The organism is Streptomyces verrucosisporus, assembly GCF_017114865.1.
Classification (GTDB): domain Bacteria; phylum Actinomycetota; class Actinomycetes; order Streptomycetales; family Streptomycetaceae; genus Streptomyces; species Streptomyces fenghuangensis.
In genome coordinates this window covers 1-16,390 of sequence record NZ_JADEYH010000051.1, presented here as the reverse complement: position 1 = coordinate 16,390, position 16,390 = coordinate 1, and the positions used below count along the sequence as shown (strand labels likewise).

General features: G+C 72.7%; 19 protein-coding genes. 9 read left to right on the top strand and 10 right to left on the bottom strand.

What is annotated here, in order from left to right; all coding sequences use genetic code 11:
- A partial coding sequence (locus IQ279_RS27050) for an SMI1/KNR4 family protein (RefSeq protein ID WP_241028829.1) occupies positions 1 to 1,170 on the top strand: 1,170 nt, incomplete at its 5' end.
- A 24-nt stretch (positions 1,171 to 1,194) separates the two neighbouring features.
- Here IQ279_RS27050 and IQ279_RS27045 read toward each other — a convergent pair.
- From IQ279_RS27045 to IQ279_RS27000, 10 genes are all read right to left on the bottom strand, one after another.
- Positions 1,195 to 1,653, bottom strand: coding sequence for a hypothetical protein (locus IQ279_RS27045; protein WP_206351959.1), 459 nt, complete (start codon positions 1,651 to 1,653; stop codon positions 1,195 to 1,197).
- 34 nt (positions 1,654 to 1,687) lie between these two features.
- Positions 1,688 to 2,788, bottom strand: coding sequence for a hypothetical protein (locus IQ279_RS27040; RefSeq protein ID WP_206351958.1), 1,101 nt, complete (start codon positions 2,786 to 2,788; stop codon positions 1,688 to 1,690).
- A gap of 117 nt (positions 2,789 to 2,905) precedes the next feature.
- Positions 2,906 to 4,420, bottom strand: coding sequence for a VirB4 family type IV secretion system protein (locus tag IQ279_RS27035; RefSeq protein ID WP_206351957.1), 1,515 nt, complete (start codon positions 4,418 to 4,420; stop codon positions 2,906 to 2,908).
- 42 nt (positions 4,421 to 4,462) lie between these two features.
- Positions 4,463 to 5,002, bottom strand: coding sequence for a hypothetical protein (locus IQ279_RS27030; protein WP_206351956.1), 540 nt, complete (start codon positions 5,000 to 5,002; stop codon positions 4,463 to 4,465).
- Positions 5,003 to 5,041: 39 nt separating this feature from the next.
- Complete coding sequence (locus tag IQ279_RS27025; RefSeq protein WP_206351955.1) at positions 5,042 to 5,518, bottom strand: DUF6238 family protein; 477 nt, start codon at positions 5,516 to 5,518, stop codon at positions 5,042 to 5,044.
- A 49-nt stretch (positions 5,519 to 5,567) separates the two neighbouring features.
- Positions 5,568 to 7,040: an SCO6880 family protein gene (locus IQ279_RS27020; RefSeq protein ID WP_206351954.1), complete on the bottom strand. Its 1,473-nt coding sequence runs from the start codon at positions 7,038 to 7,040 to the stop codon at positions 5,568 to 5,570.
- Between the two features lie 81 nt (positions 7,041 to 7,121).
- Positions 7,122 to 8,501 (bottom strand): SCO6881 family protein, encoded by a 1,380-nt coding sequence (locus IQ279_RS27015; protein WP_206351953.1) that lies wholly within the window; start codon positions 8,499 to 8,501, stop codon positions 7,122 to 7,124.
- Positions 8,502 to 8,548: 47 nt separating this feature from the next.
- On the bottom strand, positions 8,549 to 9,241 hold the full coding sequence (locus IQ279_RS27010) for a hypothetical protein (RefSeq protein ID WP_206351952.1): 693 nt from the start codon (positions 9,239 to 9,241) through the stop codon (positions 8,549 to 8,551).
- On the bottom strand, positions 9,241 to 9,549 hold the full coding sequence (locus IQ279_RS27005; protein WP_206351951.1) for a DUF6112 family protein: 309 nt from the start codon (positions 9,547 to 9,549) through the stop codon (positions 9,241 to 9,243). The genes IQ279_RS27010 and IQ279_RS27005 overlap by 1 nt, the downstream gene beginning before the upstream one ends.
- An 81-nt stretch (positions 9,550 to 9,630) precedes the next feature.
- Entirely contained in the window at positions 9,631 to 10,743 is a 1,113-nt protein-coding gene (locus IQ279_RS27000; protein WP_206351950.1) for a C40 family peptidase, read from the bottom strand.
- Between the two features lie 473 nt (positions 10,744 to 11,216).
- Here IQ279_RS27000 and IQ279_RS26995 point away from each other — a divergent pair, with 473 nt between their 5' ends.
- The 8 genes from IQ279_RS26995 (at position 11,217) to IQ279_RS26960 (ending at position 16,385) form a co-directional block, all read left to right on the top strand.
- Positions 11,217 to 11,972, top strand: a complete 756-nt coding sequence (locus IQ279_RS26995) for a DNA-methyltransferase (protein ID WP_206351949.1) — start codon at positions 11,217 to 11,219, stop codon at positions 11,970 to 11,972.
- Positions 11,973 to 12,157: 185 nt separating this feature from the next.
- Positions 12,158 to 12,730 carry a DUF4913 domain-containing protein gene (locus IQ279_RS26990; RefSeq protein ID WP_206351960.1) on the top strand — a complete coding sequence of 191 codons (573 nt, stop codon included), beginning with the start codon at positions 12,158 to 12,160 and terminating at the stop codon, positions 12,728 to 12,730.
- Positions 12,727 to 13,206: a hypothetical protein gene (locus IQ279_RS26985; protein WP_206351948.1), complete on the top strand. Its 480-nt coding sequence runs from the start codon at positions 12,727 to 12,729 to the stop codon at positions 13,204 to 13,206. Before IQ279_RS26990 ends, IQ279_RS26985 begins: the two co-directional genes overlap by 4 nt.
- A 109-nt stretch (positions 13,207 to 13,315) precedes the next feature.
- Positions 13,316 to 13,831 (top strand): GNAT family N-acetyltransferase, encoded by a 516-nt coding sequence (locus IQ279_RS26980; protein ID WP_206351947.1) that lies wholly within the window; start codon positions 13,316 to 13,318, stop codon positions 13,829 to 13,831.
- Between the two features lie 28 nt (positions 13,832 to 13,859).
- The gene (locus IQ279_RS26975; protein WP_206351946.1) at positions 13,860 to 14,579 is read left to right on the top strand and encodes a hypothetical protein; all 720 of its coding nucleotides are present in this window, start codon (positions 13,860 to 13,862) and stop codon (positions 14,577 to 14,579) included.
- Positions 14,580 to 14,795: 216 nt separating this feature from the next.
- A complete protein-coding gene (locus tag IQ279_RS26970) occupies positions 14,796 to 15,257 on the top strand; it encodes a hypothetical protein (protein WP_206351945.1) in 462 nt (153 codons plus the stop codon).
- A complete protein-coding gene (locus tag IQ279_RS26965) occupies positions 15,254 to 15,511 on the top strand; it encodes a hypothetical protein (protein WP_206351944.1) in 258 nt (85 codons plus the stop codon). The genes IQ279_RS26970 and IQ279_RS26965 overlap by 4 nt, the downstream gene beginning before the upstream one ends.
- A gap of 109 nt (positions 15,512 to 15,620) precedes the next feature.
- Positions 15,621 to 16,385, top strand: coding sequence for an IS5 family transposase (locus tag IQ279_RS26960; RefSeq protein WP_206351943.1), 765 nt, complete (start codon positions 15,621 to 15,623; stop codon positions 16,383 to 16,385).
- The last annotated feature ends 5 nt before the right edge of the window (positions 16,386 to 16,390 follow it).

Sequence of the window (16,390 nt, the reverse complement as noted above, 5' to 3'; positions counted from 1 at the left end):
GTCGCGCTGCCCGAGGAACTCAAGGCGCTCTACCGGGTGGTCCGGGCGGGCTGGGAGGACTGGGACGGCGACTACGAGGCGGCCGAGCGCGTCTCCCGGGCGGTCGGCTGCGAACTCCTCGCCCTGGAGCACCTGTGCGTCGCCGACGTGCGGTCCCGCCCGCGCCCCTGGGAGTTCGCGGCGGTGAAGGCGGCCGTCACGCCACCGGACGCCGCGGTGCAGTGCCTGGTCGGCTCGCCCGGCTGGATCGTCTTCGGCGACAGCGGCGGCGGCGACCTGATCGCCGTCGACCTGACACCGGGCCCACGCGGGCACACCGGGCAGGTCATCATGCTCGACCACGAGCAGAGCATCGGCGCCGACCTGCTCGCCGACTCCCTCACCGACCTGGTGGTGAACGGGTACGGCGAAGGGCGCCGCGGCCCGCGCGGGGACCAGCCGCCGACCGTGGCCCGGGTCAACATCGTCGGCCTGGGCAGTGTCGAGGCCGCCGCCCACCCGGAGTTGGAGGTCCTGTCCATCGGCGTGTGGGAGGGCGAGCCGCTCAGCCTCGCCCCCGTCACCGGACTGCCGCGCCTGCGGACCCTGACCGCCTATCCCGGCACGCTCGCCGACCCGCTGGAGATCGCCAAGCTGACCGGACTGGAGTTCTTGAAACTCGGACCGCGGCAGTGGCGCGCCCTCCTCGACGCCCGGGCCGTGCCGCGCGGCCTGTCGGCCGCCGCCATCGAGGTCCACGGCGACCAGGCCCCGCTCCCGATCGTGGCCCTGGCCAACGAACTCCTCGCCCTGTGGGACCGTCCCCCGATCACCCGGACCGTCCTGGAGGGCCACCTCGGCCCCATGGCGTGGCTCAGCGGCGGGCCCGGCGGCCGGGAGGAGCCTGCGCGGTCATGGCCGGTGGAGGCGCCGGTCCAGGGGGTGCGGTTCTCTCGGAGGCGTCGGCACGCAGGTCGGGGGCGAGGCGTACCGGGTAGCGGGCGATGGTCAGCATCTCCGCGGCCCAGGTCGCGCGCCGGTTCTCCCAGTCGCGCCCCATGTCGAACGGGAGCCGGATCCAGTGGCCGCGCAGAGAGGGCTCGAACAGAAAGCCCGCCCGGCGCAGGATGTCTCCGGCCAGGGAGTCGAGAACGCCATCGACGTCGACCTCGCCGCCCTGGCCACGGGTGATGCGGATCGGTTCGGCGTCAGGCCTCACCGGCGCCGCCCGGTGGTGGAGGCGGGCAGGTGGGCGGTGGGTGCGTAGGTGGGCTTCGGCGGGACCGGACGTGTGGTGGGCGGCGCGGTGGTGGGTGCCGTGCCGCCCTGCGGGGAGCGGCCGGCCGCTGCCTGTGCCAGGCGGCTGCGGCGTTCCATCAGCCCGTTCGGCCGAGCCGGGCGCGGTGGGGAGGACGAGACTGCGGGATCGAGGGCGTGGTCGGCGTACACGGTGTAGCCGTGGCGGCGCAGGTCGTGGACGGCCTGGCGGGTGCGGCGCGGACCGTCGCGCTCGGGCTCGGTGAGCCGGAACAGCCCGGGGGTGTCGAGGACGGGCTCGAACTGCTCCCGGGTGAGGAACCAGGCCGCCAAGTGGGCGGGCATGGAAGAGGTGAAGGCGGCGACGAAGCCGTGGTCCGTGTGAGTGCCGAAGACGAAATGAGTGCCGGGCTCCAAAGAGCGGTTCTCCTTGCGGTGGAAGCGGAATGAATCAGCGGCGGGGTGCATGACGGCCCTGGGGGAGGGCTCGGAGTGGCGGGGCGGCGGCCAGTCGCGGGTGCCGTCGGCGAGGCGCTGCGGCGCGAGCCTGGCGGAGGAACGGTTCGCTGTGGGTGAGCCAGGTGTCGATGGCCGGCCAGAGCCGGGCGTTCCGCTCCAGCCGGGTGAGCGAGGTGTCCTCGTCCACGCTCTCGGCGTCGATGAGGGTGTCGGCCAGACGCGCGAGGATCCGGGCGTCCTCGGGCCGGCCGGTGGCCGGGGGACGGCACCGGTCGAGGAGCGCGGGAGCGTGCTGCATGACGCCGAGGAATTCGGCCCGGACCCGGTTCAAGAACGTCTCGGCCGCCTTGCCGAGCGCCGTGGTGTCGGGGGAGGTGGCCTCGCTGTACCGGCCTGAGGTGGTGGTGGTCCAGATGTCGTGCTCGGCGCGAATGCGGTCGAGGGCCTCGGTGACGGCCGCGAGCCGCCTGGCGTGGACGGCACGCTCATAGGCGGGCAGGTATCGCTCCGTGATCACCAGGGCCGCACGGTCGGCGAATGGCGGCAGGACGATGCTGTGCGGGGCGCGTTGGTCGCCGTGCCCTCCCTCGAACGACTCGGGGGCGAGTGCGCCGACCAGGTAACCGAGCCGTCGGCCGGGGTGCTCGACGAGCAGCAGAGTCGCTCCGGAAACCGCGTCGGTGAGGGTGGCGGCGTAGGGGATCGGCTCGTGCTGGACGGCGTGGGCGAGTTCACCGCCGTCCCACAACCACGGCACCAGGTCTCCCTGCCACACGGGATGGGAGTAGAGCTCGACGCGCGTGTCCCACCTGCCGGGCAGGAGACCGGCGATGTCCTGAGCGGTGTCGCCGAGGAACCGCCGACTGCTGGTCGTCACCTCCACCCCGCGTGTCCTGGCGTGGCGGATCAGGTCGGCCACGGTGATACGCGAGATGTCCTGGCCCGTGGACGGCAGGTGATGCACCCAGTCGTCGCCGCGACGGAAGCCGGACGCGGCGAGTGCCTGGTGCGCTGCCTTGTACCTCTCGCCGTGAGCGGTGGCGACGATCCCGTCGCCGCGCCGGTAGGCGAGGATGATCCGCGTGTCAGCCATGGGCCGGCTCCGGTGTCGGGGTTCCAGCAGCCGCGGGACGGAATAGCCTGTTCAACGAGACTCCATCCTTGGGCTCATGGGAATCAGGGGCACGGAAGTCACGGACTCACGGACTCTTCAGTGCATGCGGGCGTCGGTGTCGAACAGGGCCCGCTCGTGGGCGTGGAGGAGGTGCTGGACGACGAAGGAGCGTCCGGCGACCTTCCACAGGCCGCGGCCTCGGTTGAGGTGGGCGATGGCTTCGGCTTCGACGGAGGTGAGGCCGAGGAGGGTGGCCGCGGCGTGGAGCTGGTCGGTCTCCTGCCGGTAGATGATCCGGGTGGAGCAGTCGGCCAGGAGCCCTTCGGCCAGGGCCCGGCCGCGGGATCCGGCGTCGCCGGCGGTGAGCAGGTCGGACAGCCGGTGGATGACCATGAGGTTGGCGATGCCCAGGCCGCGGGAGAGTTTCCACTGGGCCTGCATGCGCTGGAGAAGCCCGGGGTGGCGCATCAGGCGCCAGGCTTCGTCGTAGACGATCCAGCGCCGGCCGCCGCGCGGATCGGTGAGGGCCGACTCCATCCAGGCGCTCGCGCAGGTCATGGCCAGGACGAGGGCGGTGTCGTCAGCCCCGCCACCGAGGCGGGACAGGTCGATGGTGAGCATCGGCGAGGCGGGGTCGAAGGCGACGGTGGAGGGGGCGTCGAACATGCCCGCGAGGTCGCCGTGGACCAGGCGGCGCAGGGCGTGGGCGAGGTCTCGGGCCGCGTCCCCGAGGCGCCCGGACACGAGCCCGGCGGCCTCGTCGAGCCGGTCGGGGCTGTTGAGGGCGGCGGCGATGTCGCCGAGCAGCGGAGTGCGGCCTGAGTCGGCGGCGCGGGTGACGACGGCGTCGAGGGCGATGTCGAGGGCGGTGTGCTCCATCGGCAGCAGGTCCCGGCCCAGGACGGTGCGGGCCAGGGAGCCGAGCAGCAGCAGCCGGCGCTTGCGGACCTCCCCGGCCCAGTCGGCCTCCGGGACGGAGGCCGGGCGGGGCGCGGCGTCCAGCGGGTTGAGCCTGCCGGGCAGGCCGGGGCCGAGGGCGACGGAGGTGCCGCCGAGCGCGGCGGCCACCGGCGTCCATTCGCCCTTCGGGTCACAGGGCACGTAGACGCGGTAGCCGAACGCCACACTGCGCAGCGCGAAGGACTTGGCCAGGGCGCTCTTGCCCTGCCCGATCACCCCGGCCAGCAGCACGTTGGGGTTGGTGAAGCCCTCGACACGGCCGTACAGGGCGAACGGGTCGAACACGAAGCTCGCCTCCGCGTGGACGTCGCGGCCGATGTAGACGCCCTCGGCCCCCAGCCCGCCCTCGGCGAGGAACGGGTACGCCCCGGCGGCGACCGCGGTGGTCATCCGGTGGGCGGGCAGCTTGAGCCGGTTGCCGCGGGCCGAGGCGGCGCCGGGCCGCCCGCCGGCCGGGTAGACGGCAGGTGGTATCTCCGGCTCGGCCGGTGTGCGTCCGGCCGGGTGGCCGGCGGATGCGTAGCGGGCCTTGGCGGCGGCCTCGGCGAGCCGGCGGCGGGCTGCCCTGCGGGCGGCGCGGTCGGTGCCGTGCGGGGTGAACAGCGGGGAGGCCGAGGCGCGGCGGGCTCGGCGGGCGGACCGGTGGGTCATGGCAGGCGGGCCTTCACAAGCGGGGCGGTCGGCGGGGCGGGCTCAGACGGCGGGGGAGGCGGAGAACCGGTGGGTCCGGTAGCCGTCGCCGTCGTTGTTCCAGTCCAGGCGCAGCTCGCCGTCCCCGAGCCCGCGGGCGCTGCCGATCCGGTAGGCGAGGGTGCCGGTGGTGTAGCTGTTGTTGTAGTTCGCGCCGCTGGTGGAGTCCTCCAGCCGGGCCTCGATGCCGTGGTGGGCCCGGGAGGTGAGGACCGGGTCGGTGCCGGACTGGGACCGCTTGATCTGCAGCCGGAAATAGGCGCCGTCGAAGAGGCCGCTGTCGTCGGCCCGGGCGTAGACCGGTCCGTCCCAGGAGAGCTTGGCGTAGGTGTACACGTACGATCCGGACCGCTTGGCGCAGATCGTGGTGGTGACGTTCCAGTTGTCGGGCCACGGCCCGTTGTAGGCGGCGTCGTCGATGCTCTTGTGGCTGGTGGTGCAGCGGTATCCGGCGGCGGATGCCGGGGCGGCGGTGGCCAGACTGGTGGCGGCCACCGCGGTGGCGATCAGGGCGGTGGAGGCGGCGCGGGTGAGCTTGCGCAAAGGGAGCCTTTCTGTTGCCCAGACGAGGGGCGGGGAGGGCTATGCGGCGCGGTGGGTGGTGTGGCCGTGCGGTGGGCCCTTGAGATCGGTGGGGGTGGTCTTGCGGCGGACGGCGTGGCCGGAGGCGAGGTGACGCCTGCAGATGGTCAGTACCGGCGGTCCGTCGGGCAGCCGTTCTGGGTGGCACTCCGCGCCGTCGGCGTCCCGGTGTGCCGTGGGCAGCAGGTGGAAGGCGTCGTGGACGGCGGTGGCGGCCTGCCACAGTCGGGTGCACGCGGTGGCCAGGTGCCGACCTGCGGCCGGATACGGGGGACGGGCCGCGTCGGCGAGGTGGTCGAGGAGCTGGTGCAGGACGGTGAGGTGGGCGTGAAGCACGTCGAGGTGCGTGCGGTCCACCACCGCTCGCGGCTCGGCCGCCTGTTCGGCGAGGGCGAGGGCGCGGGCGTGGTGGCGGATGCCCGCGCTGGCGGCTCGGAGGTAGGGGTGCGCGTCGTCCGGACGCGGAGGAGAGGTCAAAAGGCGGGTTCCCTTCTGCCGCCGTGCCGGGACAGAGGGCGGACTGGGCTCAGAGGACGGTGCGGGCCAGCGGCAGGGCGCCGAGGGTGAAGGCGTCGGGCTGCTGGTAGTTGAGGCGGCGCAGGTCGACGCCGGCGGTGACGGCGGCGGTCTCGATCTGCGCGCAAGCCGCGTCGAGGAGGGCGTCGGACTGGGCGGTGACGGTGACCAGGCCGGTCAGGGCGACATCGGCGTGCCCGGCGATGAGCTGCCGCTCGCGCGTCTTGACGTCGGCGTACTCGACGGAGTCCTCCTCGCTGTCGACCTGCCCGCGGCGGGCGCGTTCGCCGGCGTCGGCGACGATCGCCGCCTTGCGCCGCTGGACGTCGCGGAGCGCGGACTCCAGCCCCTGCGGGACGTAGATGAGCGAGAGGCTTCGGCGCACGCCCGCGGTGAACATCAGCCCGTGCAGGAACCCGGCGCCCATCTCCACCCTCGGCCAGTTCTCCACCCAGTACGTGGCGTGGCGTGCGGTGTCGGTGGCGAGGCGGTCGTACTCCTCGACCTGGACGACGGGCCCGGCGGCGGCCGGGTCGGCCTCGGCGCGTCCGGTGTCGGACCACTGCTGCAGGGCCGCGAGGGCGCCCGGGTCGTAGGCGGTGCGGATGACGGCGGCGATCTCCCGGGCGGACAGCCAGCTGGTGACCGTCAGGCCGGAATTACGGACGGCCTGGGTGATGGAGGAGGTGATCTGCTCCATGACCGTGAACGCGCCGGGCAGTCCGCCGCCCGCCTGGCCGATGAGCCGCCTGGCGGCCTTCAGGTCGAGGGAGATGGCGAGGTAGGTCTCGTGCGGGGCGGCTGCCGGTCCGGCGGAGGCGACCAGCTCGGAGTAGATCTGCCCGGCGACCGGGGCCTCGGCCCGGCCGTGCCGGGCCCAGTGGCGGGAGAGGGTGTCGCCGGAGTCAGGGACGGTGCGCTCCAGGACCTGCACGCGGGCGACGTGGCCGGTGCGGGCGATGCCGGCGAGGGCCCGGCCCCAGCCGTTGAGGTTCGCGTTCTGGGTGGCCGGGTCGAGCAGGGCGAAGGCGCGGGAGGAGACGCGGGCGACGGCGGTGAGGGTCTGGTGGTGCGGGTCGTGGACGGCCGCGGCGCCGTTGGCCGAGTCGCCGGGGGTGACGACCTTCAGGGAGGCCGCGGTGCCGGGCAGATGCAGGACACCGTCCTGGCGGGGCCGGGTGACCGGCCGGGCCAGCCACAGCGTCTGCCCGGTGCGGCGGCGGTACGCGTAGCGGGTGACGATCGGCGCCCAGTCGATCAGGGAGCGGCCGTGGCGGCGGATCACGACCAGCGCGGCGGCCGCGGCCCACAGCGGGGCCAGCGCCACGACGCCGAGCAGACCGGTGGAGACCACCGTCACCAGCAGCAGCGTCAACGCAACCGACGCGAGGAGGAGTTGGGGGAGGGAGAGGCCGAGGAGGATGCCGCGACGAGACCGGTGCGGGAACTTCACCGTGACCGGGGCGACGGAAAGATCAGACAAAGGGCTGGTCCAGAGGGCGCGGGCGGGACCCGGGGGCGGGGAGCGGCGTGCACGTCCCGCCCTCGGGCGGGGAGAGGATGGTCAGGGGCTCGTCGGGGGCGGCGGGGTCGCCGCACCACTGTCGGCGGCCTGTGAGCCGGAGGACGGCGGAGCGCCCTGCGGGGGAGGCGTGGTGGTGGGCGGTGTGGAACTCCACCCACCGACTCGGCCGGGCGCGGCACCGGCCCCTGGGTCACCGGCAGCGGCGGCAGTGCCCGGACCGCCGCCGACCTGGCCGGCGGTGTCGTCGGTGACGCCGGTCGGCGCGGGCTGTACGGCCTTCTCCAGACCGGACTTGACGGCGTCGCCACCGGACGAGGTACCGCCCCCGTCGCCCTGTGGGCCCTTCTGGTCCCCTCCGCCGGTCGAGGCGGAGGCGATATCCCCGGGGAACCCACCGCCGCCCGGAATCGCGTCCGGGCCCTGCGGCGCGGCCCCGGCCCCCGCGCTCGCTCCGGTTCCGGCCGTGGCCGCCATCGCGGCGGCCTTCCGCCCGGCGCGCTCGGTGTGCTGCCTGGCGAGCTGGGCCCCGGCTCCGCCGGCGCGGTGGAGGGACTCGCCGTCGGAGCCCTCGGCCGCCCAGTGCACGAACTTGAAGGTGGCGTACGGGCAGAGCAGGACCAGGACCATGACGACGATGCCGGCCATGACGTCGGCGAGCGCGGCGAGTCCGTCGGTGGCCTCGGTGTCGCCCATCGCGGAGATGCCGAGCAGGAAGACGATCGTCATCAGCAGCTTGGAGACGACCAGGGTCGCGGTGGCCTCGATCCACCCCCTGCGCCACCGGCGCGCGGCCTCCCAGCCTCCGCCGGCCCCGGCGAACACCGCCAGTGTGACGAGCACGAGGATGCCGACCTTGCGGACCATCATCACGCACCAGTACAGGACCGCTCCGATCGCGGCCCCCAGAGCGGCGATGGTCGGCACCAGCCAGCCCAGACCGGTCAGGGCCCCGATCTGGGAGACCTTGACGATGCGGCGCACCGCGTCCTCGACGGAGGTGTTCGCCGCCTTGAACAGCCCGTCCGACAGGGCGTCGACCACTTCGATCGCCACCGTGGTCAGGGCGATGGCGGAGAAGGCGAACAGCACGCCCGTCGCGGTGCCGGTGAACGCCTGGGTGAGGGCCTGGCCGTCCCGGCGGACCGCGGCCCGGACGAGCTGGGCGCAGAACGTACCGACCAGGACGATCAGTCCGATCGGCAGGATCAGCTCATAGTTGTCGCGGAACCAGCCGGCGTTCAGGTCCACTCGGGTGGTGGTGTTGACGGCCTCGGCGGCGAGGTCCGTCGCGGCGGCGGCGAGTTCGCCGGCCGACTTGGCCATCCAGTTGCCGATCGCCTCGCCGGGATTGGAGACGAAGTCGGCCGCGTCTCCGACGGCGCACAGCTTGTCCGCGAGGGGAAGATCGCAGAAGCCCACGGGAAGGTGGCCCTCCTTTCTTGCTCGGGCTCAGGACTCAGGGCCGGTCAGGGCGCGACGCGAGGCGCGATGGCCACCAGGGAGCAGTCCTGGGAGGGGCGGCACTGCACGGCGAGGGTGACGGAGCGGTCCTCCGCCCCGCTCCCGCCGTCCGCCCAGCCGATCCGCTGCTTGCCGGTGACGGTCACGGCGTAGATGTACGCCTCGGTGATCGCGGACGGGTCCTCGGCCAGGGCCTGCTTGAACGCCGACGGGTAGTGGCCCTCGGAGGCGGACGCGGTGGCGTGCTGCCGCTGGTCGGCCATCCGCGACCACAGGACCGGGTCCGGCACCTGCGCGGAGACCGACGGCCAGTCGCTGTACTCGCTCTCCTCGGTCATCCACGCCTCCATGCCGGCGAGTTGCTGCTCATGGCTGGTGTCGCGGGTGTCGTAGGACCAGAGCATGACCGCGGCCGCCTTGCCGAAGGCGACCGGATCGGAGATCCGCGGCGGTCGGGGCACCGAGCCCGTCCCGGTGCCCGGCTCCTGCGCGTCCTGGGACGGCGCCGAGCTGTCCGACGAGGCTGGGGGAGGAGGGGAAGCGGGGGAGGGGCGCTGCTGTTCGCCGCGCCCGGTGACGTAGGCGGTCGTGCCGGCGATGGCGAGCAGACAGGCTAGCCCGATCGCGACCGCGAGGATGCGGCGGTTGGCCGGCCGGCCGATGCCGTGGCCCGACAGGGGGAGAAGCCGCTTCGGCATCACTGAACCTGCGATCCCAGGGCCGAGAAGAAGGCCACGATGCCGTTGGCCGCGCCCAGGCCGAGCGCGGCGCCGGCCGCGACGACCGCGCCCTTCTTCCCGTTCGCCTCCGCCTGGTGGCCACCGGTGTGGTGGCCCCAGGCCCACACCGCCAGGCTGACGGCGAGGGCGCCGACCACGGCGATGATGCCGAACATGTTGATGGAGCTGACGACGTCTTTCAAGACGGAGAGGCCAGGCAGACCACCGTCCTTGGGGGTGATCCCGGGGTCGAAAGCGAGATGGAGCCGGTCGGCGAGAGGCGTCATGGGTGTGGCAAGGCTCCTTGCGTGCACGGGCCAAAGGGCCGAAGCGAGGAACGGGAGGGCGGGGCCGGCAGAGGGCTGGTGTCACAGGACGCGGCGCACGGCGAGGACGTCCCAGTCCTTGAGCGGGGTTATGCGTACGGGCTTGCCCGTGCGCGGAGCCTCGATGACGAGCCCCTGCCCCATGTACATGCCGACGTGCTCAGGGCGTGCGGCGGTGCCGCGGCTGAAGATCAGGTCGCCGGGCCGCAGCCGGTTCGGCGAGACGGCTTCGCCTTCGCCGACCTGCGTGTACGTGGTGCGGGTGAGCCGGACGCCGGCCTCGGCGTACGCCTGCTGCATCAGCGAGCTGCAGTCGCAGCGGCCCATCGGGTCGGGGCCGTGCGGCGCGGTGCAGGTGCCGCCCCACTGGTACATCGTGCCGAGCTGGTGCATCGCCCAGACGATCGCCGTGCGGGCACGCGGGTCGGCGTCCTCGGGGACCTTGTACCCGTCCGGGACGGCGCCTTCGGGGATCTTCCCGAAGGACGAGCCGTCCTCCGTGGCGCACTCGGACAGCGGGGGAGCGTCGTCGCCCTCCTGGCCGGCACCGTGACCGGCGCCGGGGAAGGTGGCGGCGATGGCCGTCTGCAGTGCGGTCGCGAGAGGCTCCCACTGGGCGTAGGCGTCCGGATAGCCGGACTTCTGCACCGCCTGGGCGGCCTGGGTCACGGTCATCTGCTGCCAGCCGCTCACCCGCACAAGCGCCGTGTAGAACCTTTCGGACGCGTAGACGGGATCGCGGATCTGCTCGGCGGTGCCCCAGCCCTGGCTGGGGCGCTGTTGGAACAGTCCGAGGGAATCGCGGTCCCCGTAGTCCAGGTTGCGCAGCCGGGACTCCTGTATGGCGGTGGCCAGCGCGATGATCTGCCCGCGCCGGGGAATCCGGAGATCGGCCCCGGTGACGACGATGGTCTGGGCGTGCGGGATCTGTTCACCAGGCAGCTCCAAACCCTCGATGTCGACGCCGGAGGCGTCCGCGCCGTCGAGGATCTCGGCGACCTGCTCGGTGACCTTGTCGGTGTCCAGGTCCGGCAGGCACCGCGACGCACTGCCGCGGACGGCGGCCTCGCTGGAGCCGGCCGTCAGCATGGCCGCGCCGCCGAGGAGGACGGGGGAGAGGACGACGACGCCGATACCGGCGGCGAGCGTCTTCAACCGGACTGGCCTCCTCGCCCGGCGGGGATTGAGGACGGGGGCGGGCAACGAGAGATCACAGAGGTCTCCTTCGGGGCGGAAGAGGCACGGCGGCCAGGGCGGATGTCCGGGAGGCGCCGGTCTGAGGGCGAGTTGCCGCCCAGCCTGTGGGCCGGGGGCGATGGGTGCGCCGGGGCAGGGGGTACCTCCGCAGGACGCGGTGGAAAGGGGCCGGCGGCGGTGTGCGCCGGGCGGTTCCAAAACAGTAGGCCCGGAGCGGCGGTTGACCAAAAAGTCGCCGCGAGGGGGCGAATTCCTTCCCCTCGCCGCACACTTCTTGGTCGGCGGCCGATTCGCCTCTACAGTTCTGAGACTCCCTCCGCCTTCCGTGCCGCGTTATCCCGGCCTCTTGCACGCCCGGTTTCCAGCCCGGCCGGATTCTCCTGGGCGAGAGGAGTCTCCCGAATCCCCCACGCCCGAATCGGGGTAGCTCTTTGCCTTTTTCCCTTCATCAGGGCGACGCCCTGCGTGTGCTGTCCACGCTGCCGGACGACTGCGTCGACTCCGTGATCACCGACCCGCCCTACAACTCCGGCGGCCGCACGGCCAAGGAGCGCACGTCCCGCTCGGCGAAGCAGAAGTACACCTCCGTCGACGCCAAGCACACCCTGCCGGACTTCACCGGCGAGAACATGGACCAGCGCTCCTATGGCTTCTGGCTGACCCAGCTCATGACCGAGGCCCACCGGCTGACGAAGACCGGCGGGACCGCCCTGCTGTTCACCGACTGGCGGCAGTTGCCCGTCACCACGGACGCGATCCAGGCCGCCGGATGGCTGTGGCGCGGGGTCCTGGCCTGGCACAAACCGCAGGCCAGGCCGCAGAAGGGCCGCTTCACCCAGAACTGCGAGTTCGTCGTCTGGGCGTCGAAGGGCGCGATCGACGGCTCCCGCAACCCGGTCTACCTGCCCGGCCTGTACTCCGCCTCGCAGCCGTCGGGCGCGAAGCGGGAGCACATCACGCAGAAGCCGGTCGAGGTGATGCGCGAGCTGGTCAAGATCAGCCCCGAGGGCGGTACGGTGCTCGACTTCTGTGCGGGCTCCGGCTCCACAGGCGTGGCCGCCCTGCTGGAGGGCCGCGACTTCATCGGTGTGGAGAAGACCGAGCACTACGCCTCCATCGCGACCGACCGGCTCACCGAGACCGCCCGCCAGACCCTCACCCGGGACGACGTCGTCCTCAGCGCCTGACCGCCCGGGCAGCCCGCCCGCCGGCCGGTGCACGGCCCGTCGGCGCCGCACCCCCGCTAGCCACGGTTCCAAGGAGGCCCTCTCCACTCATGTCCGATCCCGTAAACCCTCCGGACGGCGAACTCGAGCCGGTTCGCGTCCCCGACTCCCACCTCGAGGGGATCGAGGCCAGCGTCCGGAAGCTGATGGAGCAGTCCGCCCAGCAGGCCCGGCAGCTCGACCACTTGGCCTCGGCCCCCGCACCGCGCCCCTCGCCGTCTCCGTTCGCCGCTTTCGGTATGCCGGGCCTCGGCGGGCCGGTCCCGGCGGCTCCGCCGGAACCGAGGCCGATCCTGGAGCTGGAGGGCGAGGAGTACGAGGACGAACTCGACGCCCTGTCGGACTGGGTGGACGACTTCCTGCTGCCCGTCTACGGGGCGGAGGTCACCACGGCCGCCCCATGGTGCCTGCGGTGGCAGGAACACGACGACGTGGTGGCCTGGCTCCACGCGCTGTGGCTCGCCTACCAGCAGCACAGGGACCCCGAAGCGGGCCCGTCCGGGCTGTTCGTATGGCACCGGGACTTCCTCGCCCACGCCGTCGGGGCGATCCGCGCCCCCGGTGGACCGCTGTCGGCGTGTATGACCTCACCCGAGCGGCCCGCGCACCGGCTCCTGCCCGGCCCGCCGCCCTCGGCCCGTACGGAGAAGGCGAGTGCGGCCGAGTCCGCATCGTCCGGTCCGGACGAGCCGGACGAGCCGGACGAGCCGGCGTCATGAGCGCCGGGCGGCAGCCCGCCTTCGGGCTCAGCTTCGACCCGCGCGCCCTGACCGACCTCCTCCAGGCGCCCGGCGACATCCGCGACCTCACCCTCGCCTGCCTGCAGGAGGTGGTGAACGCCGAGCGCTTCGGGCTCCGGCTGACCGGCGACCTGGAGGGCTACCGCAAGCTGTTCGTCGACTCCCGCAAGGAGTGGCGCGTCGTCTACGGCGTTCGCCTGGCGCCGGAGACAGCCGCGCACCGCAGGGAGATCCACGTCGTGGCCATCCGGCCACGGGCTCGGAACGACGTCTACGACACCGTCGGTGCCCGGCTGGGGATGGCCCGCCGACCATTGAGCGCACGCACCCACGCCGCCCGGGCCCGTCCCCCTCAGCTGACCGAACACCGTCCCGCCCCCAGGCCGGGACCGCCCCGCACGATGCCCGGCCTGCCGCGCCCCGCACCCATCCCCTCCAAGGGACCTGCCCGTTGACGATCTCCCCTCCCACGCCGCAGCACCGGCTCACCGCCGAACCGCCGACAGCCGCACCACAGGGGAACACCCGCCGCCACGCGCTTCCGACGGCCACGCGGGGGCGCCCTTGCTGATCCACCCGATCCTCGCCGGCACCCGGCCGGCCCGCGTCGAGGACTGGCCGCTCATCGACGCCTTCCACCACCGCTCCTCGCGAAGTGCCCTGTACCGGCGCTGGGGCCGCACCCGCGTCCTCCGCCGCGACATCGAACGGCTGCTCGCCCACTGCGACAGTTGGATCAGCCTCGACCCGCACAACGGCGAAGTCATCGCCCTGACCTGCGCGGGGCCGCTCAGCAGGGAACCGGGCGTGGTCGACCTCGGCCTGCAGGTCGCCGACACCCACCAGCGCCGCGGCATAGGCACCGCGCTGGCCCGCCACGCAGCCCAGCACGCCCGGGCCTGCGGCGCCCACACCCTGAGCGCGTACACCGAAGCCTCGAACGTCCCGATGCTCCACCTCCTGCGCCGCCTCGGACCCATGCGCCCCAGCTACGACGGCACCCACCTCGACGTCCGCATCCCGCTCGACCGTGCCGCTGCCTCGGGCACCCGGCCGGGCACCGAGCACAGCCGCCACTGACCACACCTTCGTCCACCGAAAGGAGCCCATGGGGCACCCCCAACTCGACCTCCGTCTGGACGGCTTCGAGGCCGCCGACGAGCAGACCGAAAAGGCGTTCCGGCGTGCGATCCGGATCGAGCAGACCGAACTCACCCCACTGGCCGAACACCACACCCCTGACGGCGCGAGCTACTACCTGCTCCACAACCGCGCCGTCACCTGGGGCGTCCCCGGGGAGCCGCAACTCGTCGCCCTCCACCTGCGGCGCGACCCCAAGGCGATGACCTTCCGCTTCGACCACGCGACGCTGCCACTGCCGGCGATGGCACAGTCCTGGCTCATCCACCGCGGCTGCCCACCTGATGGGATCAGCCTGAAGCCCGGCATGGGAACCACACCGGCGGACGAGGCGACCCGCGCACTGGAGCATCGGATCATGGGCGATGGCGACCGCTTCGCCCTCCTGCACAGCTACACCGACGACGACCCCGACCATGCCATGACCGTCGCGGTCCTGCGCTGCCTCGACGAGCGCAGCCCTTCCCCGTTCCGTGTACTGCACGAGGACGTGGGCACCGACTCGTGGACCCACACGCTGCGCGAGGGCGGTTTCGCCACCCTCGCGGAAGCCCATCGGTGGTGTGAGGACGCCCTGAGCGGCGAGGTGTCCCCTTTGCCGCCGGTCCAGCCCACTGCCCGCTCCGTCCCGCGGCCGGCCAGTCACCTTCTGGCCCCCACGCAACGCCCCGCCGGCCGTGGCCGTTGAGTATCACTTCCACGAAACGGGCGGAAATATAGGCGACGATCGCCGGTTGGCCAAACCGGCGAAACCGCGGACTCTGATAGCGGCCGACAGGGGAACACCCGGTCCGCTTCTTTTTGCCTCCCCCTTTTCCGTAAAGAGGTTGCCTCGCGTGCACTCACTCCGAACGGCGATTTCCGCCTGCCCGTATTCCGCTTGCCCGCAAGAAGGGAAAATCCCGTGCCCGACGAGGTAGACGATGTCGTGGGCGTGCTCACCGAGCAGATCGAGCACCGCTTCGACATGGGCATCGGCACGTTGAAGGCCGCCGTCGCAGCCGCCCCGGACGCCCACCGCGAAGCCACCGAGGCCGTACGCCGACACGACCTGCTCACCGAATCCCAGGCCGCTCTGGAACACGCGGAGGACGACCTTCTGCGCGCCCTGGAAACACGGCCCGGAGAGGCCGACGACCACACGGTGGACCTCGCCCACCGCGTCAACGACGCCGTCTCGGCCCGCGACGGGCACGCCATGGCCGTGCGGTGGCTGCTCGACCCCGACACGCGAGGCGAACGGAGCCCCGTCGCCGGGCGGCCGACCCGTCTCGACCGCAGCGCACGCCGGGGCCCGGCCGCGCCCACCAGCCCGCCCGCGCGACCCGCCACGGCGCCGGCCACCGGTCGAGGGGTCCTGCGATGAGCGTCCGTATCAAGCCCTGCACGCAGGACGGCCGACTGCAGGAGGTCTTCGGCGTCCCGGTCACCGATCTGTACGGGCAGGCCGCCGGCCCGGACGCCTCCGCGGTCGTCACCCGAGTCCTGGAACTGCGCAACTTCCTCGCCCTGGCCGAGGAACAGGTCGCCCGGATCCGTGACCGCGTGCACGAGGCGATGGCGCCCGAGCGCGACATGGACGAGTTGTCCGCGGACAGCCTGCGGATGGACGTGCAGTGAGCCTTTGCCAACCTGCGCTGTGAGCTGGTCAGTTGGTTCGACACATGAGTGAAGCCCCTGGTAGACGGGTTCACGACCAAGATCGCCCGATACCCACCAGAGGCTTCACGTGCTTGTCTACCCGTGCGGGCTGGACGTGTCCAGTCGGTCCCTGACCTTCCTTGCCGCTCGTCTGCGCGAACACCGTCGTCGGATCGGAAGCCGCTGGCGCCGGCTCCCGGTCGGCCGCCAGGCCCTGCTGGTGTTGGCGCATCTGCGCAACGGGACCACGTACGCCCAGCTCGCAGCGGGTTTCGAGGTCGGCACGAGCACGGCCTACCGGTACATCAACGAGGCCGTCGAGTTGCTGGCCGCACTCGCACCGACCCTCGACGAGGCCGCCCGGGCCGCTTCGAGGAAGGCTTACGTCCTGCTCGACGGGACGCTCCTGCCGATCGACCGGATCGCCGCCGACCGGCCGTTCTACTCGGGCAAGCACAAGAAGCACGGTATGAACGTGCAGGTCATAGCCGACCCCTTCGGCCGACTGCTGTGGGCCTCGCCGACCCTGCCCGGCGCCGTCCACGACGTCCGCGCGGCCCGCGGACACGGCATCGTCGACGCCCTCGCCGAGGCCGGGATCACGTGCTGGGCAGACAAGGGTTACCGGGGTGCCGGCGGCACGGTCCGCAGCCCGTGCTGGGGACGCTGGGAGACTCTCTCCGCAGGCCAGAAGGCGGTGAACCAGTCCCACGCGAAGATCCGGGCCCTCGTCGAGCAGGCCGTCGCCACGCTCAAGTCCTGGCGACTCCTGCGCAGGCTCCGCTGCTCGACCACCCGCACCACCGGCCTCGTCCAGGCCGTCCTCGCTCTGCATCTGGCCAGCTCAGAGTGAGGATG

Excerpts from the sequence above, each read along its gene's own strand:
- IQ279_RS27040 (WP_206351958.1), bottom strand. The coding sequence starts at position 2,788 with ATGGCTGACACGCGGATCATCCTCGCCTACCGGCGCGGCGACGGGATC.
- IQ279_RS27035 (WP_206351957.1), bottom strand. The coding sequence starts at position 4,420 with ATGACCCACCGGTCCGCCCGCCGAGCCCGCCGCGCCTCGGCCTCCCCG.
- IQ279_RS27010 (WP_206351952.1), bottom strand. The coding sequence starts at position 9,241 with ATGCCGAAGCGGCTTCTCCCCCTGTCGGGCCACGGCATCGGCCGGCCG.
- IQ279_RS27005 (WP_206351951.1), bottom strand. The coding sequence starts at position 9,549 with ATGACGCCTCTCGCCGACCGGCTCCATCTCGCTTTCGACCCCGGGATC.
- IQ279_RS26990 (WP_206351960.1), top strand. The coding sequence starts at position 12,158 with ATGGAGCAGTCCGCCCAGCAGGCCCGGCAGCTCGACCACTTGGCCTCG.
- IQ279_RS26985 (WP_206351948.1), top strand. The coding sequence starts at position 12,727 with ATGAGCGCCGGGCGGCAGCCCGCCTTCGGGCTCAGCTTCGACCCGCGC.
- IQ279_RS26975 (WP_206351946.1), top strand. The coding sequence starts at position 13,860 with ATGGGGCACCCCCAACTCGACCTCCGTCTGGACGGCTTCGAGGCCGCC.
- IQ279_RS26965 (WP_206351944.1), top strand. The coding sequence starts at position 15,254 with ATGAGCGTCCGTATCAAGCCCTGCACGCAGGACGGCCGACTGCAGGAG.